Origin of the sequence: Chryseobacterium sp. FH1 (assembly GCF_000735135.1) — a bacterium.
Classification (GTDB): Bacteria; Bacteroidota; Bacteroidia; order Flavobacteriales; family Weeksellaceae; genus Epilithonimonas.
In genome coordinates this window covers 208,838-223,247 of sequence record NZ_JPLZ01000006.1, presented here as the reverse complement: position 1 = coordinate 223,247, position 14,410 = coordinate 208,838, and the positions used below count along the sequence as shown (strand labels likewise).

9 protein-coding genes are annotated in these 14,410 nt (G+C 39.7%); 1 reads left to right on the top strand and 8 read right to left on the bottom strand.

Features of this window, described 5'->3' with window-relative positions:
- Positions 1–563 precede the first annotated feature (563 nt).
- The 8 genes from IO90_RS07965 to IO90_RS07920 all read right to left on the bottom strand — a co-directional run bounded on the left by IO90_RS07965 (position 564) and on the right by IO90_RS07920 (position 12,845).
- Entirely contained in the window at positions 564–893 is a 330-nt protein-coding gene (locus IO90_RS07965; protein ID WP_131450836.1) for an SMI1/KNR4 family protein, read from the bottom strand.
- Between the two features lie 9 nt (positions 894–902).
- Complete coding sequence (locus IO90_RS07960) at positions 903–1,283, bottom strand: hypothetical protein (protein WP_034965633.1); 381 nt, start codon at positions 1,281–1,283, stop codon at positions 903–905.
- 19 nt (positions 1,284–1,302) lie between these two features.
- A complete protein-coding gene (locus IO90_RS07955; protein ID WP_034965631.1) occupies positions 1,303–1,821 on the bottom strand; it encodes an RHS repeat-associated core domain-containing protein in 519 nt (172 codons plus the stop codon).
- A 691-nt stretch (positions 1,822–2,512) separates the two neighbouring features.
- A complete protein-coding gene (locus IO90_RS07945; protein ID WP_131450834.1) occupies positions 2,513–2,977 on the bottom strand; it encodes a hypothetical protein in 465 nt (154 codons plus the stop codon).
- Positions 2,961–3,356, bottom strand: coding sequence for an RHS repeat-associated core domain-containing protein (locus tag IO90_RS07940; RefSeq protein WP_034965627.1), 396 nt, complete (start codon positions 3,354–3,356; stop codon positions 2,961–2,963). The genes IO90_RS07945 and IO90_RS07940 overlap by 17 nt, the downstream gene beginning before the upstream one ends.
- A 745-nt stretch (positions 3,357–4,101) precedes the next feature.
- Positions 4,102–7,746 carry a DUF6443 domain-containing protein gene (locus IO90_RS07930; RefSeq protein ID WP_051878414.1) on the bottom strand — a complete coding sequence of 1,215 codons (3,645 nt, stop codon included), beginning with the start codon at positions 7,744–7,746 and terminating at the stop codon, positions 4,102–4,104.
- A gap of 6 nt (positions 7,747–7,752) precedes the next feature.
- Positions 7,753–11,181 (bottom strand): hypothetical protein, encoded by a 3,429-nt coding sequence (locus IO90_RS07925; protein WP_034965624.1) that lies wholly within the window; start codon positions 11,179–11,181, stop codon positions 7,753–7,755.
- Between the two features lie 5 nt (positions 11,182–11,186).
- On the bottom strand, positions 11,187–12,845 hold the full coding sequence (locus IO90_RS07920) for a T9SS type A sorting domain-containing protein (RefSeq protein ID WP_034965623.1): 1,659 nt from the start codon (positions 12,843–12,845) through the stop codon (positions 11,187–11,189).
- Between the two features lie 393 nt (positions 12,846–13,238).
- Between IO90_RS07920 and IO90_RS07915 the strand changes: the two genes are divergently transcribed.
- On the top strand, positions 13,239–14,189 hold the full coding sequence (locus tag IO90_RS07915; RefSeq protein WP_034965622.1) for a T9SS type A sorting domain-containing protein: 951 nt from the start codon (positions 13,239–13,241) through the stop codon (positions 14,187–14,189).
- The last annotated feature ends 221 nt before the right edge of the window (positions 14,190–14,410 follow it).

Below are 14,410 nucleotides of genomic sequence, written 5' to 3'. Positions count from 1 at the left end.
GTGTGCTTATTGGATATGCTTAAAATTAATCTTCAGGTCTTTGGAATTTTAAAAATGGTAAATTATTAAAATTCAAATTTGATGAAAGTTTTTTTTCTTCGTTTACGAAAATCCAGGTTTGAAAAATATTTTTTCAAAATTGCTAGAAATCAAACCCCAAAGGATAGAAAATAATCGTGAATTTTCATGCTTAAATCCCTGCTGAAGGACAATTTTCAATTTTTTATTTCGTTGACTGCAAATATTTCTGAAAGAAATATCATCAATTAAACTGAAGGCAACAAACCACTTGATATTACAAATGGTTTGGATGCAGTTCGAATTTTCGAACAGATTTTCTTAGATTTATTAGTGCTTACAAAGCGTTACTGCAACGACAATTATTTAAAAAATTTAAGCTTGTTTTGAAATTCTGGGTATTGACGCAGCCGGGCAATGATAACCAAAATTACTAGACCTTACAATACGGGATTACAAATCGAAAAAAGCTTACTCATAAAATAACAAAGCCAACTCAAATGAGTTGGCTTTGTTATTTTATGAGTTCAAGCTATTGAACAGTACTATATTACGTCTATACCACCTCCTTTAAAACCGTCAATAAAATCAGTAAACGAATCAGCAAGTAATACAGCATCTTTTTCCTCCATTCCTATAAAAGGGATGGAATAAATTTTATTATTATTTTTATTTATAAATATTCCCGCACCTCCACCATTGGTACCAATAGTTACAAAATTAGGAACATAAATTTCCGTCTCATAGTCATTATTTATTGCGTCTAATCCTTCTAAAGGAAATAATTCGATAAATCCGGAGTCAGAGTATATTTCATTTTCATTATTATCCATATATTCCAAATAATCTTTTGGGTACTCAAAAAAATCATTCATATTATTAATTTATTTAGTAGATTTCATATTATTATTCCACCAAGGAGTAACTGTTTTTCGATGATAGTCTCTGGGAATTGCAATTTTATTCGCAGGGTCGGTTGGGCTTCCTCCATATTTTACTGGGTGTATCTCGTGAATCTCCATTCCTTTATATGCTCCTGGATTAGCTTTTCTTGCAGCATCATATTCAGCTCCCTCCAAAAGTTTAAAAGGTCCTGTAGGCTTTGGAAGTGCAGATGGATATTTAGACCAATCTGCAACAGAAAACAACCCCTTCTCCGCCGCCAAAATCTTCAATGCATCATCTGTCTGCCCTTTAAAAACAAGCAGTGGCACTGCAGCATATTTTACATTGGAATCTTCATTAGAGAGCCATATTCCGAGCATCTCAAAAATCCCTAAAGTGTCACCTGCTCCTCCGATATATTTTATAGACCATCGTGGCAATGTCCACAATTTGCATAAGGGTCAAAAGGTCGTGAACTAACTTGTGATTTTGGAAATTCATTTGAACAACACCATTACCACCACCCATAAACGCCCCCAAAGAGGAGGAAGGTGTAGATGCTTTGGGCTGTGCCTTGATTACAACTTCATCAATCTTGACATCATATGATCCAGGAATATCTGTTACAGTCCCGCCCGGTACTTTTATTTCCTTGCAACAATCTACAGCATCTTCGCCTATCATACCTGTAGGATCATTGTAGAAGATCGGATTATTATAGGCGTAGGCATAAGGCTGGAAAGTGATTTCCGCAAGCGGATGATACTGTCCCCAAATTCCAACATCAGCCATATAAAACCTCGCGCCATAGTCATACATTCCTGTCTCCTGCAACTCCTTTCCGTTGTACTTGTAGTTGGTATATTCACCGCCAATCGAATACGTAGTCGCTGTGAGATCGCTTGGCTTCTGGTTCATCCCGAAGGCGTATTAGTCGTTCCTGTCTGTTACTTCCGCATTACCATTCGAACCCTTAGTGAAGCTTACCCTCATATTTCCAAGATGGTCCTTGTACTGGTAAATATAATGAGAATTATAAAATTCTATTAATTTCAGTAGATTATTTAATTAATCAACATACCACCCAATCTTTTGTATTGATAGAAGATAGAGAAAAAAAGTTATGAGCAACATATAAAAATGAATTTTATTTATTTTAAGTAAATTTTTTCTACAAATTGCAAAAATTAAAACATAGATTAAAATTATCATTATCGAAAACAATAAAAAGTTTGACCACTTATCAATTTCTAAAGACCAAGTTTCAAACCATTCAATACGTTGATGTAGAGCATATGGATCCAGTCCATTGGAATCAGGCTCGTAACCCAAATGGTACGTAACACTAAAGTAAAATAAGAGAAAAAACATTAGATAAGCTAAAGGATAATATAATGCTGTCAATACCAAATATCTAAAAACTAAATAACATATTTTTTTAATTCCCATAATAAACTTTATTAAGTTGATGATTTTTAAGATATTGAGAAGCATTCATTAGTCCCGCAGAATAAAATAATTTAACCAAATTTTTCGCTCCCATGCCGTGCACTGAAGTTGTATTACCACTTCCTGATTTCCAGCTGTAAATAGTTTGGTTAATTTTTTGTTAGGATATTTCGTTAAGCCAATTTTCATCCTTCCAACCTCCTGAATATACAGCCTTACTTCCAGAGCCAAAGGGATTCATATTATTTACACCTAGACCGCCCGCCCACATAGAAGTTTTTGCCAAGAGATTTGCAGTACTTGAATCTCTATCGATATCTGAGTCTGTAACTGTGGCTCGTACGCCATTTGATAATTTAAAGACTTCTTCACTTCTCAAATGAGGCGCAGCAACTCCATCTATTGGGTGAAACCAACTTTCTCCTGGTTCCAACGAATATGAACCGCCATCTAAATATTCAACTCCATTTATAACCATTGTCACTTCAGGCTTAAAGAAAATTACATGTTTACTACTATTAACAAGATAAGGACGTGGTCTATCTGATTTAGCATCATCCCCATTACTTGATTGAGAACTCCCACCACTTTCCATCTGACCCCACATATTACTCGCCAGTTTCAAAGCGCCTCTTTTTGAAAGCATGCCCACCATGCCACCAACCAGTACCGAAAGCAGCCGTCTTCTTTGTCACAGTCCTGTAGCCCGTGTCTATCTCTATGTCATCGTCATCTCTGGAGGACGTAGCACTTACATTTTTCATCCCATCAGAATCTATAAACCTTATTGGGTTGTTATAAGCATAGGTATAAGGACTCCATCTTCTTGCTATTTCTGCCAAAGGGTCAACTCCAAACCATCTGCCCACATCAGCCATATAGAATCTCGCCCCATAATCATACATCCCCGTCTCCTGAAGTTCCTTTCCGTTGTACTTGTAGTTGGTGTATTCCCCGCCAATCGCATACGTAGGCGCTGAAAGATCGCTCGGCTTCTGGTTCATCCCAAAGGCATAATAGTCATTGCGGTCTGTTAACTCTGCGCTTCCATTGGTCCCTTTTGGTAAAGCTGACCCTCACATTGCCCAAATGGTCTTTGTACTGGTAAATATAATTAGACTTATACCAAGAGATTTGGAACACCTATTATGATTCTCAATATTTTAAGTAGCTTATTTTCTAGTTTTTTCTACTCTTGCTACCCAAATATTATTTCAAGTTCTATATACTTATCAAGTCTTAAACGGAATTATATTGATTTTCAACAATTTATAATTACATCAACACATCTGATACATTAACCTCAATTGAGTTGGATTTTTGCTTATTACAAATACGAGCATGACACTCGCACTAGCGTGGGGCATTACCAAATATATTAATTATTATTTTATCTGATTTCCAATAAGTTAATATTTAAAATCATATGCATTACTAACTTTGGAACATTGCCAGTTTTACCACGTTTTCATTGATAACATTATAATAAATAAATTGAGTATTATTAGAAAAATAATAATAACATGGTTCATTGTATTTTTTTTTCTTAAAAATGCATTAACAAATAGCATTGTCGTAATAAGATAAAAATAAATTAAAGATTTAATTTCTGGCATCTTATAGTCAAATATTTTATAAATATTGTCAAAAATATTTTTATTTGATATACTATAAAAAATTCTCAAACCAAAAATAACTAATCCTGTTACTGTATATACTAAATGTAGTATTGCTATTTTCATTCTAATATTATTTTCTATGTAAAATTCGTCCACCACTTAAATATCTATGAGTAGAAATATCATAGATTGAAATATTTGTATATCCTCCTCCATTAGTACCAATAACTGAATTAACATTTACTGTAACACCTCTATTCAAATAAGGATTTTGTTTGTGTAGTTGGTCATATCTGTAACTAGCATTTTTATAAATATCCATTATTTGGCCTAGTCTTTCACTTTCCATTGAAATTGAAGTTCCAACTACTCCCATTATTGCAGATGCAGTACTAGCTAAGCTAGGATTAAAATTTTTAAATTTTTCAACAACCTCTTTTATCGTTTTCAAATTATCGATAGCTAATCCTGAAATAGATGCGCCACCTAATTTATCACTAGCCGAATCAAAATATTCTTTCGTAGTGCCTAAAAATTCCATAGTACCTTGATATTCATCAACCCAATTTGCATGATTAAGCTGATATTGATCAATACTTTCAATTGCGCCAAAATATGCTTTAGTTTTTTTTTGTAGGTATTTTCTAGGAGGATCTGCTGTATCGCTTGATTTACCTGCATTTGACGAATTACCACCAGCTAAACTATTAGAAATCCTATCAACAGCACCCTCACTAAGCCTGCCAACCATTTCAAATGTACTGAATGGAGCTGTTTTCTGCGTGTAAGTTCTACCATAACCACCTTCATACACTACATCGTCATCTGATAAAGAAGAAGTATCCTCCGCCTTCATCCCATCCGGGTCTATGAACCTTATTGGGTTGTTATAGGCATAGGCATAAGGGCTCCATCGTCTGCTAACTTCTGCTAGCGGGTCTATACCAAACCATCTTCCCACATCAGCCATATAGAACCTCGCCCCATAATCATACATCCCCGTCTCCTGAAGTTCCTTTCCGTTGTACTTGTAATTGGTATATTCATCGCCAATCGCATACGTAGGCGCTGTGAGATCACTTGGCTTCTGGTTCATCCCAAAGGCATAGTAGTCATTGCGGTCTGTTACTTCTGCGCTGCCATTTGTCCCTTTGGTGAAGCTGACCCTCACATTGCCCAAATGGTCTTTGTACTGGTAAATATACTTAGAATTTTCGTAATCGTAAAATCCTTCCGCCGTTGGAAAGAACAACAGACTTGGCGTTACGAGCTGAGAGCGCACCACAGACGCTTCGCTACCTACGAATACCGTCTCCTCAAAGGCAGATGCAGACCTGCCCGTAGATATCGTGCCTAGGTCGTCCTGCTCCATCTTGTAGTGGAAGCCGTCCAGATAAAAGGTGGTGATCGTACTATGACCTCCCCGTACCGGTACCTTCAGCGACTTCAACACCTTCCTCCCGTCCGCCATGTAGCTGTACTTCAGTGTCTGAGAACCTGGAAGATTCATCGATTCCGGCAGGGCCAGATAGTTGTAACCAATAGCCGATATTTCCTTGTCCGGCATGGCAGTCATACTGCCGTTGTCATCATAGCTGATGCTCTGCCCGCCACCCTCATAGCCCGTGGGATTGCCACTCACATCGCTGATGCTGGTCACACGGTTGCCTGCGTAGCTATAGGAAAGATCGTCGATGATCTCCGCCGTGGGATTGAAAATATTATTGTTTGGGGCAGATCTCTTTAGCGTTGTGATATTACCGTTCACGTCATAGCCCAACTCCTCATCGTACATCCCCAGCTGTGGCAAGGTGACTCCCGGGATCCGGTATCTGGCAGAGAGTAGCCTGTTGATCCCGTCGTAGTTGTAGCCGTAGCGTTTTTTGCCCATACCTCCCGTGTTCCAGTCCACCTCGGAGATGTTGCCATTATATCGGGGCGGATTGAGTGAGCCGTCGGTCGGGTTGTCGTATTTTATTTCATAGGCAAACAGTTTCCCTCCGAGCGTCGTGATGCTGGCCTTATTGATACCGGTCATCCAGCCCAGGGCATTGTATGTGTACGCCATATCCTGCAACGGCTGGGAGAGAACGCCCGCAGTGCTTCCCAGAGTGGCCGTAGCTCCCACCTTCCTATTGGTCAACCTGCCTAGCTCGTCATAGACGTTGTCCGTCAAAAGTTCGTCCACCGGCGCATTGTTTACATTGTGGTAATGCTTCAGAAGCCTGTTCTGCCCATCATACACAAACCTTTCTTTGATGCTGACCTCTGTTGATGCCGTGGTGGCCCTGCTGTGCTGCGTGTAGACCTCCTGCGGAGCACCTGAGAAGTCTGGCCTGTTCTCTGTCCGGGTGAAGCCACCCAGATGGTTCAAGGTGTACGTCCCGACAGGTCTCAGCTTGGCGTCATACCACATGTACGTTTTGTCCCACCTGTCATCGCTCGCACCAATGATCTTGACAAAAGATGCCGTGGGCATTCCCTTGGTGTTGACGTCAGTCGACACATCATGCGTGACCACAGTTTGCGCAGGAGATGCAATAGATGACCATGCAGGCGTGCCGGAGGGATAGGTATCATAATAGTTTACCGTGAGAAGCTGTCTGATGTAGGTGGGATAGGCAGTGGCATTGGAGTACTCGACCGTCAGCCCCTCTTGCGAGAAGGACCCACTCTCCTCATAGTTGTTAGGGAACATGCCCTCTACCCAGCCCTGAACGTCGGACCTTGAACCTGCATCTCCAGTAATTCCAGTATAGACCACCCTCCCGAATTTGTCATATTTGGTAAAAAGCCAGTCCTCTCGCTTTCTCATCTCGACATCCTGCGTAGCCACCAGACGGTCAAGCCTGTCATACACCATGTACTCCCAGCCCTTGCCCGGCAATTTCTTTTCCACAAGTCTATTGCGGTTGTCATAGATGTACTGGTAGCAGAGGTTGTTCAGGATAGTGCTATTCACTGTGGCACCACCTATTTCCCCCATAGCCTTTGGAGGGATGACATAGGCCAGCTGGTCATAGCTGTTGTACACATAGTAGGTATCGGCATACAACGCAGGCTTGGGACGTGGGACAGTTATAGGATCGCCGGGGGCGATTTGCTTTCTGATCATGATCACCTGCCCCTTGGCATTCTTGTATTCAAAGGTGGGACTGCCGTCCTCGTCTGCCACAGTGTTCACATACAGGTCACTGACGGCATAGCTTCCGATGGTGATGCCTCCCGATGTATTTGTCAAATAATCGCGGGTTGCTATAAATTTCCTTATCGACGCATTGTTCAGCCCATAGGAATAGTTTACGGGATGATCCTGCCAAACGCCCGGTGCTCCCTGCGACAATACCCTGCTTAGGGGTGAAGCCTCTAATTGTTTTGTTGAATGAAGTACTGTTGCCCCATACAGATCCTCGATATCATTTGTATTCGAATCGAATGTGTTATAATAGCCTCCATTAGTAGAAACTGCGTTTAATTGTGGCAAAGGCAAAAAGTCTTTGACCTGCCTTCCAAAACCGTCATATTCCACTGGTGTCACAAGATCTTTTGACCCAGGTGTCGCCTTGATGCTGATGGATTGTATCGGACGACCCATCCCGTCAAAATAGGTCACGGACTGCTGTTGTCTTTTGCTCTGCAGCTCGGTCGTGTTATCTTTATCAACTGCTTCAAGCATCACACGGCTGTAGACATAGTTCTGACTTGGAGTAAGATTCTGTGCCTGTGCTACAAGCCCTAAGAACAGAAGTATTCCTGAATATATTGTATTTTTCATCCTTTCCTAATGTTTATAGTTGTACTTGAATTGCTTGAGCACCTTGCCATCCGCATCCACGATCATCTCCAGCTGGTTGGTGTTCTGGTTGTAGATGTACTGCTCCCTCAGCCCGCTCGGCTGGGCAACGCTGGTGACACCTATCAGTGGATCATAGGTATAGGTCGTCACCTGAAAGTTTGGCAATGCCTGCCTGAAGGCTTTCTGCTTGGCGATAAGCGCGGCTTCCGTACCCGCGTTGGCTGTGGCTGTTGCATCTGCATTAGATGCCGTTACCATCTCGCTTAACACTGACATAGACGCGATATCAGAATAGTTCGCGCCTTCTACCTTGGCAATGGGCTGCGTCTTGTCGTAGCCCCATACGATGGCCACGGGCTGGATGTTGCGAACCGTGTACTGCGTAGGGTTGCCACGGTCATCATAAGAATCGAAACGGATCTCTTCTAAAGGCGTTGCAGACTCGAAAGGGTAAGACTTTACACGTTTCGGAAGCTTGTTTTCATACTCCGTCTCTGTTTTAGAGACTCTTCTTTCAGCATGTCCGGAATTTTTAACCTTTGTTTCAGTCACCAGAGGAATCCCTATCATATTGGCTGAGATCAGACTGGTATTGTTAGTCTCCGTGGCATATTTGGTCAGACTTATCGATTCCGCACCGTCCTGAAACACCTGCTTTACCTCGGTAGGATAGTCGTTGGAATTGTAGACATAGCTTGTTATTGTTTGATTGTTTCTTTGACCACCAGTCTCATAAGTGTAGTTTATATCTTTTGATGTTTTTTTTCTAGCGCTACCATAGGTATCAAACAATAAAAAAAATATATCTCCTCCAACATTATACCAATGATTTGGTATGTACCCCGGGGTCATATTCGTATTCATAAACCCGAAGTAGTAAGCTTGACGATCTGCAACTATATTATTATAAAAAGGATCAATCATTCGGTATCCTATTTTTTCGGAAAATTCATTGAAAATGTATTCATTCTCGGAAAAATTAAGAACCTTGCCTTCTTCATTATAAATTTTTGATTCCAGAAGCAAGCCTCTTTTATAATCCTGATTGCGTATGGGGAGCAAAGGAAAAATCATCAAATCTCTATTATACATTACAATATCTTCGTTATAATGATCTTTTGGCGAAGTAAATTTATAGACGGTCTTTCCTATGTGATTTTCCCCGTCTGTATTGAGCACGGTAACATATTGGTAGCCCACATCTCCACCTTGGGTCTTTTGAAAGGGCAAAACATTGTAATTGGTGTCTGTATTATAGTAGATATTGCAGTACGACCCTCCGTTACCCTGAACTGTAGAACCAGCATAAGTATAGATCTCCTTGTAATTAAATAATGGCTCGGGGTAAGCAGTAGCCCCGCTGCTATATAACGGATTATCAACATCTTTATATAGATAATCCGTCCTCTTGTCGGTAAATTCATAATTGTCACCACTCTTCTTGATAATGTTTGCGATTCTAACCCCTCCGCCTTTTCTATTGCCACAGTTGGTTCCTACCTCAGTTCTATTTCTATGACTTGACATGAGGAAATTTTCGATGTAGCCATTACCCGACAACAATTCTACCTTATATCTCCCGGATGGAAGATGACGGGAGAAAAAATAGTTGAGATTATTTCCCAAAGGATTATTTTCCTCATCGAAGCAACTGTTACAAAATCTAATCGTGATTTCATAGGTAGGATATAACACACCCCCAGTCTCAATATTGTCCAAGTTGAAAAGCCTTAATTTACCCTCATATATTGTTTGTGGTGAAGTAAATGAAAATTGAAAACTAACATTTTGGTCATGATCGATATCAAACAAATCGACTTTTTGAGAAGAGAGATTATATATTTCACTGTCAATATCTTCATAAGTATAACTATTCTCATCGCAAACCAATTCCAAACGCTCTTCTTCCTCATCAATATTAACCCTTGGTACATGACTATAGGTATTTTCCTCATAGTTGTATTCTATTTTTTCTCCTGTAGGAACAATCATTGAAGTCAATACATCTTTTGTTGAAATCTGATTTGTAGTGGCATCTTTGTAATAGCCCCAGTTATCGATGTTGAAGACCTGATTGTTCCCCTCCCCACCATAGTTCAAGGAATATGAAAACTGACTGGTATTGTCCTGAACTCTAATTTTATCAACTGTATCGAGAAATAATTTACTAACAGTCCTTGAGCCAATATCAAGATTCTTATAATATTTTGTACTGATATTTTTATACCCTAGTAAGTATCTATCAATAATCTTATCGCCTACATTTTCAGTTCTTATCAAACTTGATACAGACGTCAGTTTTTTCAATCCCGTTGTGTTTAATCCATAATTGCTATCCGTACGACCCTCTTCATATTGGAATTTAATGACTCTGTTGCCTGAAACTCTTATTTCCTCAAGCCTTTTCACTAATTGAGTTGTCCTTGTCCTAACAGACTTTGAACCAAGTTCATCCTCCAGGGGGCATGTATTTGCATAGGATTGAATAAAACTTCTTTTTGTAAGCTGTTCCTCTTCTGGAACTTCGAGTACGGCGTTTTCTTCTGAATATGTAAATTCCGCAAGCAGATTATCTGTTTGGTCATATATATTGCCTAAATGAAAACTGCTATTGTATGTATATGCTGCAAAATTAAATCCTAAGTTTGACCCGATGCTTTCGGCAACCGTATTTGATATAGAAGATGTCTCAATAACATCGAACGAATATTTTACCCCCATATCATCTATAATTAGAAATTGACTGGGCGTCAGACTATTCGACTGAATATAATTCAAATTGGTATTACAAAAAATCTTCAAATTATTTTGATCAAGTTTTTTGACCTCCAGTTGATTGGAGGAGTTTAAAATCACCATAAATCGTCCCGTGTGACCCATGAAGTTGTATTGGTATAGATCGTACTCGGTATCATATTCTCCCCTTATTCCATAATAATTCATTTCAGGCAAGCTTATTGATCCATAATTCCCGTTAAGCCTTTCATTTAAAGGATTACGATTTTTCTCATACAATCCCCAAATACCTAAATCTGATGCGGCGGTTGAACTATATCTACCACTTCTATCGTCGGCAATCCCACCTCTTACAGTCCTAGCAATCGTACCCCCTGCAATAACATTCCAGCCCAGTCCCGCAACTCCTGCTTTGTCATCATATTTCGCACTCAAAGGGTGGTATTTTAGGGAGGTATCTATACTTACATTTGGATTCGAAGTAGGAATGGATATCAAAGGGATGATTACATCCGGAACACCTGTATAATAACTTACCGGAACCTCCTCAAATTTCATAAGATTGTTGGAATCAGGGCTTGCAGGGAATAATTTTGAGGCTATATCTCCTACGCTATTTGTTTGAGCATTGGCATAAGCACTGAAAAAAAATAGAAAACAGTATAATGTCTTTCTCATAATCCTCATTCTTTCACGATTTTAGTGGTTAGTTTTTTATCTTTCTGTGTCGGGATGCTCGCCTTGACGATGTAGACACCCTGCGGAAGTTTCGAGGTGTTAATCTTCGTCACCTTGTTCCTTGTTTGGATATTTTGCAACATCCTCCCAGCCATATCATAAACATAGATTTCCGCCTGGTCAAAGTCCAGTCCTATCTCAACATAGCAATATTCCTTTACAGGATTGGGATAGATCTGGATGTCCTTGTTCTCGATCAAATTCTCGACATCGCTGTCTAAGAGTTTCAAAATCTTCCAATTTTCTTTGCCTAATTCCTCTGCACTTGTGCCAGCCAATACATACGAACCATCTCTGTTGAGTAGAGCTGATACCAATCGTTCCTCGTTCTTCTTTTCTTTCCCTTTCACATATTTTCTCCAAACCTCTTTTCCATTCTTATCAATATATAGCATCCAGAACGTCTCGTCATCCTTCTGAATCTTTCCTTCGCTTTGGGTGTAACCTCCAATTAAAAATCCTTTTGTCTCAGAGTTTTGATTTCTAATGGCATTCAAACTCATCAGCACATCCCTGTTTTTGAAATTATATGACTTCTGCCATTCTTCATTACCATCCTGATCCAAGGACAGAATCCATAAGTCTGTACCTTCTTCCAGTTTTGCCGTTTTGTTTCCAGAAGTCTGGGATCTGCTCTCGCCCCCAATGATGTAACCGGAATCCGTCAAAGCCATCGTTCGGACATGGTCGTCCTCGCTGCCTCCAAAGTTCTTCTCCCACTGAACAGTTCCGTTCTTGTCCAGTTTGACGATCCAGTAATCTCCCTCACCATAGCTGTCATTCGCTTTCCCATGGAAATTGATGTCATAGGATTCTTTAGCACCTTGATCTGCTGATCCATTATCTGTTGATGAGGAATTGGCTGTAAATGAGTTTAGATTCTTTGAATTCATCTTTTGTCTGGCCTCTCCATCATAAATGCCACTTCTGGAATAGATCCCCAACATGACACCTCCATCATTTGTCGCGATGACCTTTTCAACTTCATCCAGCCCTTTTCCTCCCAGGATCAATTGATTGACGATCTTTCCTTTTTCATCAAGCTTTACCACCACAACATCCTTGGAACCGAATCCAAGTTTTGGATGATTGGTGCTCCCAACAACCACAAACCCATTGTCCAAAGTTTGGATTGCAGATCTTGCCTCCTCGGAATATCTTGTCCCGATGCTCTTCTGCCATTCCTCCTTTCCGTTCTCATCAACCTTGATGATCCACATATCAGAAGATCCATAGGATTTCTCCTTCTTATCGAGTGCCATTGACGAATAGGAAGTTCCTGCCAATAAAAAGCCACCCTCTTGGGTTGCAATGGTTGAACTGAGATAGTCGTGCTGGTTGCCGGAATAGTATTTTTCCCAAACCTTCTGACCCTGCTGGTCTAGTTTGAGAATGTGGTAGTCATAGCCTTTGTTTGGACCAGGGGTTGCCAGGTCTTTTGCTTTAATAGAAGAGCCTGAGACCAGATATTGACCATCCAGGGTAACCGCCAGACCTGACAGGAAATCCTGCGTCCCGGATTCCACATCCTTCTGCCAGCTTACTTTTTGGGCAAAGGAGTATCCCATAGCGAGGACTCCCAGGCTTGTAATGAGTTTTTTCATTGGGTTAATATTTTATTTTAGCAAATTAGCAAATTAGCAAAAATTTAACACAATTTAAAATTTGCTTTATTATTTTGAATAAATATTAACAATAATTAATAACATGTGGGAGATATCTACTAATAATGTCTGCAATAAATTTCATTTTATTATTTTTTCTTCTTCTTGTCATTTACTGCTCGCATCAGGCGATACAGTTGATGAGCATTTTATAAAGATCAATATTCTTACTCGTATAAACCTAAAAAAAATGATCATCAGTTTGAATTATGTATTCCATGTTATCCCAATGAGACAATATCAATTCTACTTGTTTTTTAACACAATTAACTAAAATTAATTAACAAAAATTAAATATTTTTATTAACTTAGCACAAATAAAATATTTTTATTATGAGAAAAACATTACAATTATTCTTTCTGACATTTTTGGGAATTTCCAGCTTTGCACAATTTGGGGACCCTCAACCTCATGATCCCGAAACATTCTGTAACAGAATCCCGAAAATTTCCGTAGGTGAGACGACAGTCATCACTTCTGCGGCCGCAGCACAATGCAGCAATTGCTATGATTGGGACATCAACAACAACTCTACATCGTCTGACAATCAAACTGTGGGCAATATCAAAATTGTTGGTAGCGACATGAATCAAAGCGTCACGATACAAGCAGTCGGGACAGGAAGCTATTCCGTCAGACTGACCTACTTCAACGAAACAGGTTGCCATGTGGTAGATTACTGTGGGACTATTGACAACTGTTCGGTTTCAAATCTGCCTGGCTGTTTTGGCTTTGATGCTGTAAATGGATATGCTAACCTTTATTACGCCTATCTTGGATCTCCTTATCAAGCCCCTGTTGGAGATGAGTGTTTTACCTACCATTGGTACATAAAGTACCAGAATGGCACTTTGCTTGAGTTCGATGTTGAAAATCCGCAGTTCAATATAGATTGTGAAAATAATCCGGTGATCGCCTACGGCTTGTATGTTTACAAAAATGGAGTACAAGTAAAGCGCTATTACACAGGTGGACCAACTGCAATCCCCGAAATTTCCGGCCCTCAAACACCAGCTTGCAGTATCAACGCATGTACTCCACTTTACTCGAGGGAAAACAAGATATTGGTATATCCAAACCCAACAAGCTCCGTCGTAAATTTCGAAGGAGAAAACTTGAGTGAATACAAGATTGAAGTATCGGATGACAAAGGATCAAAAGTATTGGACCGTACCAATCTGAAAAACGGAATAGACCTGAAAAATAAAAAATCCGGTGTATACTACTATAAGATAACTAGTAAAACCGGCTACTTTCAGGCAGGAAAAGTAATTAAAAAATAAAAGCAAACTTATTTATAATGAGGTGGCCGAAATTTCTTTCGGCCACTTTCTTTTGTACATAGTAGATATGCGTTAGTAATTACAACATCATAAAAACCCAAACCAACGTAATTGAAATCCACTAATTATAAGATATCATCTCTTGATCTTAAACCAACAGAAAATAGCCTACCTTGACCGATCAAATAATCGTTAAAAGCTTTCCTTCTTCTGTCTCTACA

Bases quoted from the DNA above. Each gene is read 5' to 3' on its own strand.
- IO90_RS07960 (WP_034965633.1), bottom strand. From the start codon at position 1,283: ATGCTCGGAATATGGCTCTCTAATGAAGATTCCAATGTAAAATATGCT.
- IO90_RS07920 (WP_034965623.1), bottom strand. From the start codon at position 12,845: ATGAAAAAACTCATTACAAGCCTGGGAGTCCTCGCTATGGGATACTCC.
- IO90_RS07915 (WP_034965622.1), top strand. From the start codon at position 13,239: ATGAGAAAAACATTACAATTATTCTTTCTGACATTTTTGGGAATTTCC.
- IO90_RS07925 (WP_034965624.1), bottom strand. From the start codon at position 11,181: ATGAGAAAGACATTATACTGTTTTCTATTTTTTTTCAGTGCTTATGCC.
- IO90_RS07955 (WP_034965631.1), bottom strand. From the start codon at position 1,821: ATGAACCAGAAGCCAAGCGATCTCACAGCGACTACGTATTCGATTGGC.
- IO90_RS07940 (WP_034965627.1), bottom strand. From the start codon at position 3,356: ATGAACCAGAAGCCGAGCGATCTTTCAGCGCCTACGTATGCGATTGGC.
- IO90_RS07930 (WP_051878414.1), bottom strand. From the start codon at position 7,746: ATGAAAAATACAATATATTCAGGAATACTTCTGTTCTTAGGGCTTGTA.
- IO90_RS07965 (WP_131450836.1), bottom strand. From the start codon at position 893: ATGAATGATTTTTTTGAGTACCCAAAAGATTATTTGGAATATATGGAT.